Here is a 16,551-nt window from a genome sequence, read left to right as displayed (position 1 = left end):
GTTGCGATAACCAAGAGATCGTACCATGCAAAATGCATGAAGTTTATGTTAAGTTTATTTTAAATAAAAAGACAGATCTACAACGGTACAACAAACCCGATTAGAAGAACAATAATAATGAAACCGACAAATAGACCATCGGATTTAACTGTTGCTGTTGCATGTGTGTGCGCACAAGTGTCAATGCTTTGCTTAATTGATTTTTAACTGTCTGAAGTGATATCCCTAATTGTTCTGCGATTTCAAGATTACTGAGACTACGCTGATATTTCAAATTAAAGACGACGCGCATGCGATCTGGCATATCTTCTATAGACTGTTCGATGGCAACTAAAACATGGGTATAGTTTTCTTCGTAGCCATTCACAGTGAATATTTCTTGCAAACCGTCGTGTATTAATAACTTATATTGGTCAATATGTTTTTCATGGATCCCTTGCTTTCTAAAATGCTGAAAGAGTTTATGATATAAGGCCGAAATGAGGTATGCCCGTAATCCGGTATGAATGGTAATGGTGTGCCGTCTTTGCCAAAGGTCCACAAAAAGATCTTGCACGATATCCATGCTCAAATCAACATCTCCTATTTTCTTAATGGCAATACGAAGAAGCAGGTTCCAATAATGGTCATAAATCTCGTTAAAAGCACTGTAATCAGCATCAACAAGGCGTTTTAATAGAATTTCGTCTATTGTTTTCACAGGTATACTCTTTAGATCAAAGGTGTTTCATCTGTAGCAAATATCTCGCTTTAATATAAATTGAGTATTAAGGATAGGTGAAAAATTTATGAACCTCAAAATCGCTCATCGATATTTTCTAAGTGTTAAATATACTGCCAATATCAAGCTATTTTTTGTACTTTTATAGGATTCAAAATAAATTACTGTTATGAATGAAACTGTGAATCTCTCATACAGCAATCAGCAGTAAAGCCTTATAATAAGATTGTAATTACCGTCATTAATATATATGAAAAAATCCCTATTCTTCGTCATTGCGTATTTCGTTATCAGCGTATCGAATGCTCAGGAATCAAATTCAAAAGCTTTTATACAAGCTTTTAAAACACATTTAGGTAATTATTATGAAGGAACTATTATTGCTGGCGGAAAGGAAGGTGACGGGTTTACCGGCAAACGTTTGTTGATGCAGGTAATGCGCTATAGTGACAGTGAAGTCAAGGTTCCCTTCTTTGTAGGGGACGACAAATCACGTACCTGGATCTTCTCCTTGAATAATAATCTTGTAGAGCTAAAACATGATCATAGAAAGCCAGATGGAAATCCAGACAATATCACTTTTTATGGTGGGACCGCAACCAACGAAGGAACAGCTGAGATGCAGCTATTTCCTGCTGATGCAGCAACCGAAGAACTAATCGACTACGCTGCTTTTAATGTCTGGTGGGTAACAATTAATGAAACTAAGTTTTCTTACAACCTCAGGCGAATAGGTTCGGAACGGGTTTTTTCAGTCGAATTTGATCTGACAAAACCGATCTCATCAGATTTTAAACCTTGGGATAATGCTAAGTAAAGCATCATCCTTACTTTAAAACTCTTTTGATTTTATGCAATTCATGCAAAAGATACAGTACTAATATTTGATCGACGCCTTTTATTAATTACATGCTAGAAGGATATTTTGTGACCACAAATATCGATGTTCAATAATATTTAAAGAAAATGAACTCAACAAGGATCACGTTAATCCCTGTTGAGGTGAATTCAACTGTACCATTATGAACATACAATTGAAATTTCATTTAATAATCAAAAAAGTAATATGCACTACCAATCGATGGTCCTATTGTCACCATCAGCAAAGCATAAACATATCTCAATTATTTCTGTGGTAAAGATTAACATTAAATAAATAATCAAAGAAAAAAGATATTTCACATCGCTATCACACTTTTACAAAAACCTATAAATGAATATATTAAAATAAAAATTAGGCTATTTAAACCCATTTACCAAGATTCTTAACCCGCTAATAGTAGCTGTTTTATATATCAAACAGCTTTATAAAAAAAAACAATATGGATACAGAACATTAAATGAATCTAGTTTTCGATTAATTTGGGTGCTTTGGGGAGCAAAAGCTTCAAAATAAAATCATATTTTCAAAGCTTGATGTTTATTATCATCAAGCTAAAATAGAATTGTAAACAACAAAAAAATGAATTTGCTAAAAAAATATTCTGCTCATAAACAGCATCATCTGTATCGGCCATAACGAATAAGAGCAGAATACTTGCAAAGTATAGGTTTCGTTTTTATATTTGCGACATCAAAGAAATCCTAATGCGGAAGTGGCGTAATTGGTAGCCGCACCAGACTTAGGATCTGGCGCCGCAAGGCGTGGGGGTTCGAGTCCCTTCTTCCGCACTTGATATCCTTCTGAACTGAATAGTTCAGAAGGATTTTTTTTATACTCCAATCTGAAACATCAAATCCTCCAGCTTTTATTGACCCCAACATTTTGAAGAAATGGGAGTACATACTGATCTTCCCGATAATGAAATAGAGCAACTATCTTAAATATTATTTAAATTAGCTATGGCGCATCTATATTGATTTTCACTTATCAGGATCTTGTTTTGATGTGACCTTTGATTTTCATAAAAAACAGAAAGTAAATCATAATATTTTGAAAAAGACAAGCGGTACATTTGTATTCTATAAAATATTTAATAGCTCATTATGTTGAAAACTTCGGATATCGAAAAGGTAGATTTGCTACGAAACTCAGCGGATTTCTTACCGGTAAGCCATGCTTATTTTGAGAATTGGAATATCCGTGTGGTGAGCCGAAAAGAGGATCCTTGTAAAAATTATCTGTCTCCACATCGCAGGGACTTTTATAAAATATTATATATTTCTAAAGGAACAGGCATTCTTACTATCGGTACACACACATATTACATCGATAAGCCGACAATTATCTTTCTGCATCCGAATGGAATTATCTCCTGGAAGAATCTTTCTGATGATTCTGACGGATATTACGTCTTGTTTAAAAAACGTTATCTGGATGAACAGCCGATCTTAAAGGTTGCAATGGAAAAATATGAACTGTTTAGTAAAATAGAGAAAAATGTCATTCGATTGGGCGAAAATGATCTAGACTCTTTAAATCATTGGTTCGCCATTATGCTTAAACAATATGAAGATCAGGATGGCATGACGGAGGACCGCTTACAAACGTATATGCAAATGGTAATGATTGAAAGTTTACAGTTTGCTAATTTTCCAAAACCTGATATTGTAAGTGAAGAATATAGACAGATTCACGATTTTTTTCAATTATTGGAAGCTGAGGCTTCGGATATCAATAGGCATAATCCGGTGCGTATTAAAACAGCTAAAGAATTTGCGAACTCGCTATCTATACATCCTAATTACTTAAATGCGATATTAAAAAAGTATACGGGGCAAAATGTGAGTACGCACATTAAAAATCGTTTGCTGGAAGAGAGCAAAGCTTTATTGATACAATCTGACTGGAGTTTACAAGAGATAGGGTTTAGCATCGGTTTTGCAGATCAATCAAATTTCAATCAATTTTTTAAGAAAAATATAGGCTTAACTCCGCAAGCGTTTAGAAAAAGCTATCAAATAAAACATTAATTTATATAAAAAACAGAATCTATGATTACAACGAAAGGATATGCGGCTCAGCAGGCTGGTGCTGAGCTTGCCGAATGGAATTTTGAACGTCGTGAACTGGGGCCTAAAGACGTACAATTTGATATTTTATTTTGTGGGGTTTGTCACTCGGATCTACATCAGATTAATAATGATTGGTTTGAAGGTTTATTTCCCATGGTACCGGGGCATGAAATCGTAGGTAAGGTTGTCCAAATAGGAGCTGAAGTCACGAAATTCAAAATCGGGGATTTAGCAGGAACAGGATGTATGGTAGACTCTTGTAGAGATTGTGAAAATTGCAAGGATGGATTGGAGCAGTATTGTAAAAATGGTAACGTACAAACATACAATGGTGTAAATCCATACACGGATGGTATGCCTACTTATGGTGGTTATTCTAAAACAATTGTCGTTAACGAAGATTTTGTTCTACATGTGTCTGATAAGTTAGATTTAGCTGCAATAGCCCCTTTATTATGCGCTGGCATAACTACGTATTCTCCCCTACGCCACTGGAAAGTGGGAAAAGGTCACAAAGTGGCTATTTTAGGATTAGGTGGCTTAGGCCATATGGGAGTGAAATTTGCTGTGGCATTTGGTGCTGATGTTACGGTGCTCAGTACTTCACCTAAAAAAGAAGCTGATGCTAAAAAATTAGGTGCCCACCATTTTGTTGTAACAACAGATCCTGAACAGTTTGAAGCGGCTAAAGGAACATTTGATTTTATATTAGATACCGTCAGTGCAGAACATGATATCGCATCATATTTGTCTCTCCTACGCACAAATGGAACTCATATTTGTGTTGGAATTCCTGCAGTTCCTTCTCAAATACCACCATTTGCACTACTGGATGGACGTAAAAGTCTAGCCGGCTCGGGTATAGGCGGTATTAAAGAAACGCAGGAAATGTTAGATTTCTGTGCTGAACATAATATTGTATCAGATATTGAACTGATTGATATTAAAGATATTCATGAAGCATATAAGCGGATGGAAAAAGGTGATGTTCGGTACCGTTTTGTCATTGATATGGCAACGCTATAATCAATAACAGATACTGCTTTACCTACATAAACTGTACCTCTTATGAAACAACTCTTGCTGATTTATAATGTATTAATCAGCAAGAGTTTTAGGTATAAACAATGCGACTAATCATCATTTTTTCTATTTTTCAAATAAAATGCAACTGTACAATTAAGTTTATGTTTACATTTAAGGTATAATAAGTCGCTCGATATTGGAGCAATAGAACCTGAAACAATCGTTTTAAATGATGATGCAAGAAATAGAAATATTTTATCCTATTGATAGTAGAGCCTGGCGCGAATGGTTAATGGAAAACCATCAGACAAAACAGGCTGTATGGATTGTTTTTCATAAAAAAAGTTCTGAAAAAAAATCGATTACCTGGAGTGAGGCGGTTGATGTTGCACTTTGCTTTGGATGGATTGACAGTAAAAAGATTTCTGTAGACAACGAAACTTCTCATCAATATTTTAGTAAACGTAAACCTAAAAGCACTTGGTCCAAAATCAATAAACAAAAAGTGCTCGACCTTATTGACAGCGGACTGATGCACGATGCTGGTCATAAGAGCATAGAAATCGCAAAAGAAAATGGTTCGTGGATATTACTGGATGAGGTGGAAGAATTGATTATTCCAAAAGATCTGGAAGTCGCATTTGCAACTAAATCTCATGCTAAAGCATTCTATGTAAGTTTAAGCAAATCAGTAAAGAAAGCTATTTTACAATGGATTGTTCTTGCCAGACAACCGCAGGTGCGACAAAAAAGAATTACTGAAATCGTCGAATCAGCAGAACAAAATTTAAAGCCGAAACACCTTCGATAGAACAGCTATAATTTTTAAAAATATCTGGTTGGATATTCGGAATACTTTCTATGATATACAAAAAGGCACACAAGTAATATGTGTAATTAATTTAGAAAATCCTTAAAATAAAAAATATTTAAAATTATTTGAACTTTTTCTGAAGACAGGTGTTCATCTAGTACAAATCAGTAGTAAACATACTTTTAATTAAGTATAAAACGATAAATGACGTAGTACAGTAATAAAGTCCAATTGTCCCAAAACCATTTGGATGATGAAACAAAAAAGAGGAAACGATAAGAAACATAAAATTACTGTGCAGTTGAACGCCAAGATAAAGGGTCTAATGAAAATTAGGCCCTTTTGATTTTATTCAATTTGTGACAAAGGCCTGGAGATGAACGCTGAACGTATAAGTTAAACAAGAAGATCGATTTATAAATTACATAGAGCAGGGAATTAAATTTCCAACGCAATTAAAACATCATTTTTAAATCATCTTTAACAACGAAATGTAATAAATTCGTATTTCCTTATGGCATGTAAAGAACAATCAAAAAATACCTAGCCTTCACGAATTTCTACGGTTTATTACTACAACACTACGTTATATTCATTCAAAAAATACTGTTTGATCGACAATGCTAATTTGTTATAAATTATCTTTCCATTGGATGGATATAAAAAACTTAATTCACTTATTTTTAACCGTTAAAACCTAAATAAAGTCCACTAAATGATGGTAAGGCATCTTTAAATAAGATGATTATCGGGAAGGTTTAATGCACCGTAAATGATCCGCTTGTAGAAAATTATAAAAAATAAGTTGCTTGTAAAGGCATAGTATTTGTAAAATTGATTCTATAATTAATATATTTTGAAATGAAGTCTACACATCCTGATAAAGACTTCATGTAACGAAAATAAATTTTATGATAAATGAGAATCTCAACATATATCTTCAAGCCTTAAATTCGGCAAACTCGGGTATTATTATCACAGATAATTTGCAGCCCGATAATCCTATCATATATTGTAACAGCGCGTTTGAAAAAATATCTGGCTACAACAAGGATGAAATAATAGGTCACAACTGTCGCTTTTTACAAGCACAAGACAGATCGCAAGCTGAGCGACAACTTATTAAAGAAAGTATAAGAGATGGGAAAGAATGTAAGGTTGAAATTAGAAACTACCGAAAGAATGGTCAATTGTTCTGGAATGAACTGTTCATATCTCCTGTTAAAAATGATGATGGAATGATCACCCACTTTATCGGAGTGCAAAATGATGTAACAGATCGGAAAAAGGTAGAGTATGATTTGCGTGAAGAGAAATCATCTGTAGAGGAAAAAATACAGCAACGCACGAAAGAGCTGATGGGAAAAGAAGCTTTTTTATCCAGTATCATTCAAACGGTTCGGGAAAGCTTATTAGTTCTCGATTCGAACTATGTTGTTTTGAGCGCCAATAATCATTTCCTAAGTTCATTTAAAGTGACTCAGGAAGAGACTGTCGGGAAAGTACTTTTCGAACTCGGAAACCATCAATGGGACATTGATACTTTAAAAGATCTCTTAACGAAAATATTGCCAACAAATAATCCGGTCACCGATTATGAAGTCGAGCATCATTTTCAACATATTGGAAAAAAAGTGATGCTTCTTAATGCTTATAGAATAGAGTTTGAAGGACAGTACAAGGATAGAATACTCATTGCTATAGAGGATATTACAGATAAAAAAGAGTTGGACCGCAGAAAAGATGATTTTCTTTCTATAGCAAGCCATGAACTGAAGACACCGTTAACGACAATAAAAAGTCTGATACAACTACTTCAGCGTATGGATCCTGCTAAAAACCCAGATCAGTTCACAACCTCTCTTGATAAAGTTTCTATATATATTGAAAAACTAAATAAGCTGATCTCTAAATTACTGGACACATCAAAAATTCATTCCGGCAATATAGAACTACATCTAGAACCTTTTGAAATTGATAAAACTATAAAAGAAGCAATTGAAAACCTATCTGTTGTTAATCCTGAGTATGAGATCTCATTTTCCGGATGTACAAATGCCTCTGTACTTGGTGATGAAATGCAGATTTTACAGGTGTTCAACAACTTAATTTCAAATGCAATCAAGTATGCTCCAGGATCTAAAAATATCGAAGTTTACATCAATACTGTCGGAAATTTTGTAAAAATTTCGGTTAAAGATTTTGGAATGGGTATCAGCCACCAAGATAAGATCAAAATCTTTGAAAGGTTTTTTAGAGCAAGTAATATTCAAAAGAAATATCCCGGATTAGGAATCGGACTATATGTTTCTCATGAAATTATCGTGAATCATAAAGGAACGTTATGGGTAGAGAGTGAAGTTGGCGAAGGATCGACCTTTAATTTTACGTTACCGGTCATAAAAAATTAATGCTATGGATAAGAAAAAGATAATGATTTGTGATGATGATCAAGGAATACTTGATGTGCTCCAGATGTTACTGGAGATTGAAGGGTTTGAGGTTTTGCCACAGATCAATAGTATTCATATTATTAATGAAATTTTAATGCAATCGCCCGATCTGCTATTGCTGGACCTTTGGATGCCCATCTTACCGGGGGATGAGATTTTAAAAATAATTCGGGATAATCCGGAGATAAAAAAGTTACCTGTTATTGTGATATCTGCGAGTGGAGATGGAAATAAGATCGCCATGGAAGCGGGAGCTGACAGCTTTCTAGCAAAACCTTTTGATCTCAACGAAATCATATCGGAAGTGAACAATTTATTGTCAAATTAATAGTAAAACCCAATTTTGATAATCGCGATGTTAGATATAGGAACATTCACTGGACATGCCAATGAAATGATTTTTAGCTGATGCAGTGATCAATATTCAAAATCTTTTTAGTGAAATTTTCTTTATGTGTATCTGGCTCTTGCCGATAATTCATTTTTTCAGAACCTAAACCGTCATGTACTACATTAACTTACTGACCTAAATGTGTATCTGTAAAAAAGCTATTTTCTTCATAATAATTTATTCACTTGACTAGATCTGATATGGGCCAAAAGTAACTATTTTTTCAATAGTGCTAATGCGTGCGTGAGGCGGATTTTTTATATGCGCCAGCAAATAATATGGCTAATATAGACGAAATTATAAGAACTAAACCAAAATCTTGAATCCACCCTGATACTGTAAGACCTAAACCGATAAGTGTATAATAGAGTAATCCAAAGAGGGCTCCCGCAGTTCCAACAACATCCTTATACTTAATAAGTGCCTGACTTAATATATTGGGTATTGCAATACTAAATGCAATCAGTATGAAAAGCATGGGAAATAAAAACCATAGACTGCCCTGCAATATAAAGGTGCCTACTGCACCGATTATAGAAATCGCCGATGAAATATAAATCAATCTATATGCAGAAAAATTTAAATGAATAAGTTTTTTATTCAGTACCCCCCCAGCTAATGAACCAATGGCAAGTACGATACCGCTATATCCAAAGTGTGTAGGACTATAGCCGGAGTGCTCAAATATAAATGGGGCTAGAGAATAGTAACTAAATAACATGATATTGAATAAGGCTACCAATAGTGCACTTAACCAGATCATCCGATCACTTAATAATTCTCTCAAAACTGCTCCAATTTTCGGACGGTCTTGTTTAATAGGCGCTTTTGTTTCAGGCAAAAACTTAATAGCATTGATTAACAACAATACCGCAACTAACAAAACTACCATAAATACACCCTGATATCCAAAGCTTTCAGTCATATAACCTCCTGTTATAAAACCGATAATAGGACTTAAAGAGAGCGCAATTCCAATAATAGAAAAAACGTAACCAAGTTCTTCTTTTCGATATACATCCCGAAGGATAGTCTGTGTTATAATAGAACCTACGGAAGCTCCAAAAGCAGCGACTACCCGAGCGATTAATATCATATTGAAATCCCTGGTTAATAGTGCCATAACAGCTCCAATTGCATAAGAAAATAGTCCCCAGATCATAGCACTTCTTCTCCCTATTATATCGGATAATATGCCCCAAAAGATTACACCAAATGCGAAAGCAATAAAGTAAAATGATAGGGTTAACGACGCCTGCTGATTGCTTACCTGAAAAGCTTGTGCGATACCGGGTAATGCAGGGCTATAAATTGTTTCGACAAATTGTGGAAACATAATCAAGATGATTAATAGCATTAAATTTGGTTTATTTTTCATTTTTCACTTTAATTATTTTGCAAAATAACACATGATTTATCGTATCTTGTTATTGGTATTAAGACAAAAAATATCAATATCAAGACAATGACATACATAGCTAAAGATGATTACTTTGATCCCGACAAAATAGATGCTGCTGTAATTGGTATTGCGTCAGAACTGAATGCTCATGATTCAGGAAGCCACAAACATCAAAAAGCCCAACTATTATATGCTCCAAGCGGATGCATGTCAATACGAACAGATAGTACACAGAGTTTATTACCGCCCACAATGGCGGCATGGATTCCACCAAATGTATTACATAGCGTTACGATTAGAAATACAGTCGCTTATCGTTCTATATATTTTGATCCCAGTAAGTTTAAAAATTTACCCGATGAACTAATAATTATGAATATCAGCCCTTTATTACGAGAGGTTATTGAACGCATATCGTATTGGCCTTGGGATATGCTCTGGAACAATCAGAAAAATATAACAGCTGTTTTTTTTGAAGAATTTCAGAACGCATCCCGTGAAAACTTAACTTTAGTAGAGCCATCGGATCCAAGATTTCAACCCTATATAGACCAATGGAATATAGGGAAGTCAAAACCTCCGCTAATGAAGAAATTTGCGTTAGAAATCGGGATAACTGAAAAAACAATTGGACGCATTTTTATGAAAGAAACAGGCATGTCTTATCAGGACTGGAGGCAACAATGGAGGCTGCATCAATCAATAGAATTATTAACCAATGGTAGAAATGTGAACGAGACGGCTCATGAATTAGATTTTTCTAGCCCGAGTGCATTTATAGAATTCTTTAAAAAATATCTGCGAAAAACGCCAAATCAATATTTATAATTTTAAATCTAAAAGAGCCAAAAGACTTAGTAGATCAACCTATTGATGTCAAAATGTAATGACCTCTTTCAATTTTCTTTTAACTCTTTTAAGCTGCTTTTCCAGCCATTGCATTTCTGTTTTGAATCAGATAATTTGATAGATTAAAAACCATTTCTAATGGCTATTTGTTAATCTTTTAAGCTCGCTTAACAGGCAATATTTACGATAGCAAATTATAAGCAGGCAAAATTAATCTAACTTGACTATGAAACACATTTTAAAATTTACAATTTATCTCTTCACTTTACTGATATGCGCCACCACAACTATTGCACAGCAAAAAGAAGATGTCATCTATCTGATGGACGGTGGACAGAAAAAAGGAAAAGTCATCACGATTGGGGACGAAATCATCAAGTTTTCTTATACCGGTGAGGAGTTACAATACGAACTTAAAAAATCTTTAATTGATAAAATTGTATTTGCCAATGGAAGAGAAGAATCCTTTAGGTCAGCTGGTAATCCCAGCAGTACAGTAAATGCAACAGCATTACAATCTAGCGCTATACAGGGCGGGAACAGACTTGCTGTTATTCCATTTGAAATTGCCAGTAATGACCAAGGTCTTACCACCGATGTGATGAGACGGGAAGTGCAGCAGGCCTGTGTCGATGCTTTGAGATCACGATCACTTTCTATTCAGATGCAAGATTCAAGGACGACCAACGCTACCCTTTCTAAAGCAGGTATTAATCTCGCTGATATTGCCAATCATACACCGGAAGAATTAGCAAAACTATTAGGTGTAGATTATGTAGTATTAGGGGTTTATGATATTGAAAATAAAGGAACATTCAGCTATGGATCTGGGGTAGCATCTTATGATGACAAGAAAAAAGATAATAAAACGAAGGGTACTGTTGTCCAATCAAACAACAGCTACACCAGTACAAATTATGACACAAAAGTTTTAATGACTATTTATGATGCGACTGGAAGGCAACTGTTTTCGGACACAAGAAAACCTTTTCTTGGCGGAGTCGATTCTTATAAAGGAGCATTAAAAACATTAGCCAAACGAGTACCTCTAAAATAATTATAGTTGACTGAAAGTATATAATATTATGTAATCAGAAAGATTAAAAATGAGCGTGAAATAAGTAATAAAAAAACAGGCCCTTACTACTGTAAGAGGCCTATTTTTATTAAAAAGCAATTCATATTATAAATTAGGATTTCTAACAATTTCTTCGTTTGGAATAGTGAATAGATAATATGGGCTATTAGCGACGAAATTAGATCCATCCGGAAATTTCACTACGCGATGTCCCTGTCCATTAACAAGTTTAGTACCTCCATTTGCTGTTTTGATCGAAACCTGGATTGGTTTACCTGTTTCATCAATAAACAATTTACGCTGTACTTTTCCTTGCGTTCTAATAATATCCGATAAAGCGAAGCCTTCTCCCCAAAGTTCTTTACGTCGTTCTATCAAGATCTCTTCAATTAAGTTTTTCCCTTGGCTCACATCATAAAGTTTTGCTTGACGGGCTGTACGCAATGTGTTTAATGCAGCAATGGCTTTGTCCTGCAGCCCTGCGCGCGCATAACCTTCGGCTTCAATCAATACCATCTCGGAAGAACGCATATATACGATATCTCCGATCACGTTGGGTTTAAATTTGAATTTTTTATATCTTAAAAACCCTTCACGTCCAGCCAATGGATCCCACTCGAATAAACTGTAGCGCGTATCGCTTTCGTCAAATAAATTCTTAAAATAAGGATCTGCCATAAAGCTGAAATAATAAGATGCATCGGAGGATACGTCTAAATAATGGAAGGTATAACTAGCATTGCTTTGTTCAGTAGTCTGCTTATGTCCCCATATCCATTCTGAATTCCCAAGATCATTGAACCCTGCCTGATAATCAGCTGCACCCATAAGATTGTAAGTACTTCTTGCTTTTTCTGCAGCCTCAGCTGCTAGCTTCCATTCACCCACCTGCAGATAGGTACGTGCCAATAAACCTTGAACTACATTCTGATTGATCTTATATTTCTCGGTACGGGTATATCCTTCAAGAAGTGTTTGGCTATCTTTTAAGTCACTTAAAATTTGATCGTAAAGTTGCTGTAGACTTGCTCGCGGATTTCCTTTGGTCGCTGTGGTGCTTGGTTCAGTATAAATCGGTGCTGTTAACGCATTTTTATCTTTCTGGTAGCTGAACTGATAAAAAGAGGCTAGATTTAGATAAGCAAATGCACGAAGTGCTTTTGCCTGTCCCTTTAACCGATTCTTATCTTCTATCCTGCCTTCAGCCCCATCGACTTTAGCCACTACATTATTGGCATTATCGATGACTTTATAAAGCAAAGTCCAGAAAGAGTTAATGCGGTAAGATCGGTTATTATTGAGTTCTGAAAATGTATAAGCATCGCGATATCCGTATTTTGTCGTCAAAGCAACGTCACTCCCCATGGCATCACTGGTACGCAAAATAGCTGAGTAGCCCGGATTGGCATACGTGAAAAACGTATCATTGAGGTATTTCCAAGTTCCATTAATAACCGTTTCAACATTCGCGGTCGTTTTATAAATCTCGGACTCAGCGACGGCAGTTGTCGGATTCGTGTCCAAGACATCTTTACAAGATGTACCGAGTAAGGAAACTGCCAAAAGTATATAGGTAGATTTTAATTTCATATTCATACTGTTTTATTTTTATATGATTGCCTAAACATTAAAAAACAAGCTGTAAACCTCCTGAAATGGTACGCATAGCCGGGTACCGGAAATAAGTAGCTCCATTTAATGTCTGCTCCGGATCCATTCCTTGATGTCCATAAAAAGTTAGCAAGTTTTCTGCTGTTGCAAATACGCGTAATTTACCGAGTCCAATTCGTCGGATTAAATCTCCAGGTAAACTATAGCCTAAACTCACATTCTTTAAACGCGCATACGTTGCATCATATAAAAAGCGTGTGGAGGTTGAAGTCCAGTTTAAATTATCTGTGGTCAACTTTGGGACGTTTGTAGCTGTATTTTCTGGTGTCCAATGATTCAACATTTCAACACTCCACGCTCTTCCCACATTATTTCCGGTATGCATCAACTGGATATAATCGTTATCCAATACTTGTCCACCTAAACTGAAGCTGACCAAAGCAGATAAATCAAAATTCTTATAACTAAAGCTATTGCTTACACCACCTATTAAATCAGGCAATGAGCTTCCGGCATCAAAAAATCCAGCTTTAGTATACTCAGATGTTTTTTGATCTGTTTTTTTCCCGTCCTGATCGGCCACATACCATTGAGGTAATCCATTTTCAGGATTTACACCCGCCCATTCCGGCATAAAGAAATCATAGATCGTACCACCAACTCGTAATGCACGTGTGCCCGTAATGATATCTTTGTTATTATTTGGCAACGAGGTGATTTTATTGGTATAATGAGATAGATTCACATCCAAGTTCCATCTGAAGTTTTCAGTCAGTACTGGGATCGTGTGTATATCGATATCGAATCCTCTATTTCGAAGTGATCCAATATTGGCATCATAACCTGAATAACCGCTCGAATAAGGCATCGGCATTGTAAATAACAGATCTTTACTTTGGCGATTAAAATATTCCACACTTAATGAAACTCGATTTTTAAAAGCAGCAACATCCAAACCCACATTAAAGTTCAAGTTTGTCTCCCATTTCAGATCTGGTGTTGGCAATCGGCTTGTAACCGTTCCGCCTTCACCTAAACTATTGGAAATAGTATATAAGCCTTGGTAAGCATAGTAAGTTCCCAAGTTGTCATTACCCTGGCCTCCATAACTAGCTCTCAAGGTTAACTGATTAAGAGCTGAAACATCTTTCAAGAAATTTTCCTGCGCAATTTTCCATGAACCGCCCACTGACCAGAAAGTTCCCCAACGGGTTTCAGGTGCAAAACGGGATGATCCATCGGTACGTAATGAGGTCGAGAAATAATAACGGTTATCATAGTTATATTCGGCACGTCCAAGGAAACTCAATAAGCTGTAATCGACGCTAGATCCTGTAAAATTATTCAATTGCGACGCTGCGACCGGTTCGTAAAATCCTGGAAGTACAAATCCCTGACGACTACCACTCATATTGGAACTGTTGAAATCATAATATTCCTGACCTGCCAATACATTCAAGTGATGTAGGTCAAACTGCTTATCAAACGTTAAAATATTGTTCCAAGTTTGTCCTACTGTTCGTACATTGGATTTGGACACAGATCCTTTTGTATCGACACCAAAACCAACCGTAGGATTGGTATAATTATGGGTATTACTATTGATATAGTCTAGACTATAAGTAGATCGGAATTTCAGATCTTTTGAAAAAACAGCCTCAAGGTAGGCTCTAGCGGCAACATTTTCTCTTCGGATATCATTTTTATCTAAAGGCAGTGAAGCTGCCAGATTGTTCTTTGGAGTAGCGCCACTCGGACGGTAAAGTCCAAAATCATATATTTTATTTCCGTTTTCATCCAGCACATAAGAACCGTCTGCTGCACGCTCGTAGTAAGGATAAAAAGAAGGTACTAAGCGGGAAAAATTGATAATATTAGCGGTGTTGCTATCTTCGGATTGCGGATATTTCTGCTGTGTACTGCTACCTGCTATATTGAGACCTGCATTTAACCAGGATTTCATCTTTCCATCGATATTGGCACGTACATTATACCGTTTGAAACCTGATTCAATTGCAATACCCTGATCATCCAAATAACTCCCGGACATAAATAGGTATTTTTAGGACCACCACCACTGAAACTTAAATCTCCTTGTGTACGCACACCTGTACGTTGCAAAACATCGGTCCATGGATCATTCCATAATGCTTTTGCTCCTGGAACTAATTTCCCATCCAGTCCTACCGGCTGCGGAAATGCCGACCCATATGGATTTTTATTCAGATCAGTTATAACACTGTTCGTCGCATTTGTTGCTGCCTGCGCGGCTGTCAAGCCATTTGAAAGGTTTTTATTACGAAGTGCCTCCCAATACATTTGGAAATAATCATCCGTAGATACCTGATCGTAGTCACGAACCGCTCTTCCAGAATAACCTTGGGTAAAATTGAGATTGATCGTCGTATTTTCAGAAGACTTACCACTTTTTGTCGTAATGATAATGACACCATTAGCACCTCTAGATCCATATAAGGCGCTTGAAGCAGCATCTTTCAAAACAGAAACGGATTGAATATCATTGGGATTGATCGAGTTGATATCTCCTGAAAATGGATTTCCGTCCACGACAAATAACGGTGAACTGGAGGCGTTGATAGAACCGATACCGCGGATTCTGATCGCCGCATCGGTACCGGGCTGACCAGAAGATGCGACCGACTGTAAACCGGGTACTTGACCTTCCAAAGCTTTAGAAATACTGGATACCTGTCTATTTTCAATTGCTTTTTGCATTGATCGTGCTGACTGAACCGGTAATATTCGCACGCTTAGAAGTACCATAAGCCACTACAACAACCTCATCAAGGTTTTGACTGGTGACCTGCAAAGCGACAGTCAGATTAGAACCATCGGCTTTTACCCGTTGTGACTCATAACCAATGTAGGAAAACTCAATAGTGGCGTCGGTAACCTGTTGTACAGGAAGTGTAAATTCGCCATTTAAATTGGTTGTTGTTCCCCTAGTCTGTCCAGTGAATACAACATTGACTCCAGCTAGTGCTTTTCCTGTTGTGGCATCTGTAACTTTACCTTGTACATTGCGTTGTTGTGCCTGGAGCTGGCTCACACTTGATACGGTTAATACCGTGGCTACTAATGGAAAAATTTTGTTTGTTAACTGCATGTAATACTGTTTAGAATTTTAATACTGCACTTATAAAGCATATAACATAGACACTATTTTTATTCATATTTATTGAAAATCAATAGTCTACTAATTAGGTAGTCTTTATTATGTGGCAAGTAAA

14 protein-coding genes and 1 tRNA gene are annotated in these 16,551 nt (G+C 36.1%); 9 read left to right on the top strand and 6 right to left on the bottom strand.

The genetic code is table 11. From position 1 onward, the window contains the following. Positions 1-100: 100 nt before the first annotated feature. Positions 101-700, bottom strand: coding sequence for an RNA polymerase sigma factor (locus FHR29_RS00065; protein ID WP_168127217.1), 600 nt, complete (start codon positions 698-700; stop codon positions 101-103). 271 nt (positions 701-971) lie between these two features. Here FHR29_RS00065 and FHR29_RS00060 point away from each other — a divergent pair, with 271 nt between their 5' ends. The 7 genes from FHR29_RS00060 to FHR29_RS00030 all read left to right on the top strand — a co-directional run bounded on the left by FHR29_RS00060 (position 972) and on the right by FHR29_RS00030 (position 8,297). Then, on the top strand, positions 972-1,538 hold the full coding sequence (locus FHR29_RS00060) for a hypothetical protein (protein ID WP_168127216.1): 567 nt from the start codon (positions 972-974) through the stop codon (positions 1,536-1,538). A gap of 772 nt (positions 1,539-2,310) precedes the next feature. Beyond that, a tRNA-Leu gene (locus tag FHR29_RS00055) sits at positions 2,311-2,392 on the top strand. 315 nt (positions 2,393-2,707) lie between these two features. Then, the gene (locus FHR29_RS00050) at positions 2,708-3,634 is read left to right on the top strand and encodes an AraC family transcriptional regulator (protein ID WP_168127215.1); all 927 of its coding nucleotides are present in this window, start codon (positions 2,708-2,710) and stop codon (positions 3,632-3,634) included. 21 nt (positions 3,635-3,655) lie between these two features. Then, on the top strand, positions 3,656-4,702 hold the full coding sequence (locus FHR29_RS00045; protein ID WP_183911722.1) for an NAD(P)-dependent alcohol dehydrogenase: 1,047 nt from the start codon (positions 3,656-3,658) through the stop codon (positions 4,700-4,702). A gap of 229 nt (positions 4,703-4,931) precedes the next feature. After that, positions 4,932-5,513 (top strand): YdeI family protein, encoded by a 582-nt coding sequence (locus FHR29_RS00040; protein ID WP_183911721.1) that lies wholly within the window; start codon positions 4,932-4,934, stop codon positions 5,511-5,513. A gap of 914 nt (positions 5,514-6,427) precedes the next feature. After that, positions 6,428-7,927, top strand: a complete 1,500-nt coding sequence (locus FHR29_RS00035; RefSeq protein WP_132845049.1) for a PAS domain-containing sensor histidine kinase — start codon at positions 6,428-6,430, stop codon at positions 7,925-7,927. A gap of 4 nt (positions 7,928-7,931) precedes the next feature. Beyond that, the gene (locus tag FHR29_RS00030) at positions 7,932-8,297 is read left to right on the top strand and encodes a PleD family two-component system response regulator (RefSeq protein ID WP_183911720.1); all 366 of its coding nucleotides are present in this window, start codon (positions 7,932-7,934) and stop codon (positions 8,295-8,297) included. A gap of 295 nt (positions 8,298-8,592) precedes the next feature. Here the strand turns inward: FHR29_RS00030 and FHR29_RS00025 are convergent, their stop codons facing one another. Continuing rightward, on the bottom strand, positions 8,593-9,738 hold the full coding sequence (locus FHR29_RS00025; RefSeq protein WP_183911719.1) for a multidrug effflux MFS transporter: 1,146 nt from the start codon (positions 9,736-9,738) through the stop codon (positions 8,593-8,595). 87 nt (positions 9,739-9,825) lie between these two features. Between FHR29_RS00025 and FHR29_RS00020 the strand changes: the two genes are divergently transcribed. Further along, positions 9,826-10,590 carry a helix-turn-helix domain-containing protein gene (locus tag FHR29_RS00020; protein WP_132845053.1) on the top strand — a complete coding sequence of 255 codons (765 nt, stop codon included), beginning with the start codon at positions 9,826-9,828 and terminating at the stop codon, positions 10,588-10,590. Between the two features lie 247 nt (positions 10,591-10,837). After that, positions 10,838-11,668 carry a hypothetical protein gene (locus tag FHR29_RS00015; protein WP_183911718.1) on the top strand — a complete coding sequence of 277 codons (831 nt, stop codon included), beginning with the start codon at positions 10,838-10,840 and terminating at the stop codon, positions 11,666-11,668. A gap of 126 nt (positions 11,669-11,794) precedes the next feature. Here the strand turns inward: FHR29_RS00015 and FHR29_RS00010 are convergent, their stop codons facing one another. From FHR29_RS00010 to FHR29_RS26500, 4 genes are read right to left on the bottom strand one after another with little or no spacing between them, the layout of a single operon-like run. Next, entirely contained in the window at positions 11,795-13,285 is a 1,491-nt protein-coding gene (locus FHR29_RS00010; RefSeq protein WP_260291215.1) for a RagB/SusD family nutrient uptake outer membrane protein, read from the bottom strand. Between the two features lie 31 nt (positions 13,286-13,316). Continuing rightward, positions 13,317-15,350 (bottom strand): SusC/RagA family TonB-linked outer membrane protein, encoded by a 2,034-nt coding sequence (locus tag FHR29_RS00005; protein ID WP_260291211.1) that lies wholly within the window; start codon positions 15,348-15,350, stop codon positions 13,317-13,319. Beyond that, entirely contained in the window at positions 15,260-16,036 is a 777-nt protein-coding gene (locus FHR29_RS26505) for a TonB-dependent receptor plug domain-containing protein (RefSeq protein WP_260291209.1), read from the bottom strand. The genes FHR29_RS00005 and FHR29_RS26505 overlap by 91 nt, the downstream gene beginning before the upstream one ends. Then, positions 16,020-16,427 (bottom strand): carboxypeptidase-like regulatory domain-containing protein, encoded by a 408-nt coding sequence (locus FHR29_RS26500; protein ID WP_260291207.1) that lies wholly within the window; start codon positions 16,425-16,427, stop codon positions 16,020-16,022. Before FHR29_RS26500 ends, FHR29_RS26505 begins: the two co-directional genes overlap by 17 nt. Positions 16,428-16,551 lie beyond the last annotated feature (124 nt).

It is taken from the genome of Sphingobacterium sp. JUb56 (assembly GCF_014191365.1).
Lineage (GTDB): Bacteria > Bacteroidota > Bacteroidia > Sphingobacteriales > Sphingobacteriaceae > Sphingobacterium > Sphingobacterium anhuiense.
Note: the sequence above shows the minus strand (reverse complement) of the source record. Positions and strands in the feature narration are given on the sequence as shown.

What these genes read in the sequence shown, in the direction of transcription:
- FHR29_RS00060 (WP_168127216.1), top strand. Translation starts at nt 972, where the DNA reads ATGAAAAAATCCCTATTCTTCGTCATTGCGTATTTCGTTATCAGCGTA.
- FHR29_RS00050 (WP_168127215.1), top strand. Translation starts at nt 2,708, where the DNA reads ATGTTGAAAACTTCGGATATCGAAAAGGTAGATTTGCTACGAAACTCA.
- FHR29_RS00045 (WP_183911722.1), top strand. Translation starts at nt 3,656, where the DNA reads ATGATTACAACGAAAGGATATGCGGCTCAGCAGGCTGGTGCTGAGCTT.
- FHR29_RS00040 (WP_183911721.1), top strand. Translation starts at nt 4,932, where the DNA reads ATGATGATGCAAGAAATAGAAATATTTTATCCTATTGATAGTAGAGCC.
- FHR29_RS00035 (WP_132845049.1), top strand. Translation starts at nt 6,428, where the DNA reads ATGATAAATGAGAATCTCAACATATATCTTCAAGCCTTAAATTCGGCA.
- FHR29_RS00030 (WP_183911720.1), top strand. Translation starts at nt 7,932, where the DNA reads ATGGATAAGAAAAAGATAATGATTTGTGATGATGATCAAGGAATACTT.
- FHR29_RS00025 (WP_183911719.1), bottom strand. Translation starts at nt 9,738, where the DNA reads ATGAAAAATAAACCAAATTTAATGCTATTAATCATCTTGATTATGTTT.
- FHR29_RS00020 (WP_132845053.1), top strand. Translation starts at nt 9,826, where the DNA reads ATGACATACATAGCTAAAGATGATTACTTTGATCCCGACAAAATAGAT.
- FHR29_RS00015 (WP_183911718.1), top strand. Translation starts at nt 10,838, where the DNA reads ATGAAACACATTTTAAAATTTACAATTTATCTCTTCACTTTACTGATA.
- FHR29_RS00010 (WP_260291215.1), bottom strand. Translation starts at nt 13,285, where the DNA reads ATGAATATGAAATTAAAATCTACCTATATACTTTTGGCAGTTTCCTTA.
- FHR29_RS00005 (WP_260291211.1), bottom strand. Translation starts at nt 15,350, where the DNA reads ATGTCCGGGAGTTATTTGGATGATCAGGGTATTGCAATTGAATCAGGT.
- FHR29_RS26505 (WP_260291209.1), bottom strand. Translation starts at nt 16,036, where the DNA reads ATGCAAAAAGCAATTGAAAATAGACAGGTATCCAGTATTTCTAAAGCT.
- FHR29_RS26500 (WP_260291207.1), bottom strand. Translation starts at nt 16,427, where the DNA reads ATGCAGTTAACAAACAAAATTTTTCCATTAGTAGCCACGGTATTAACC.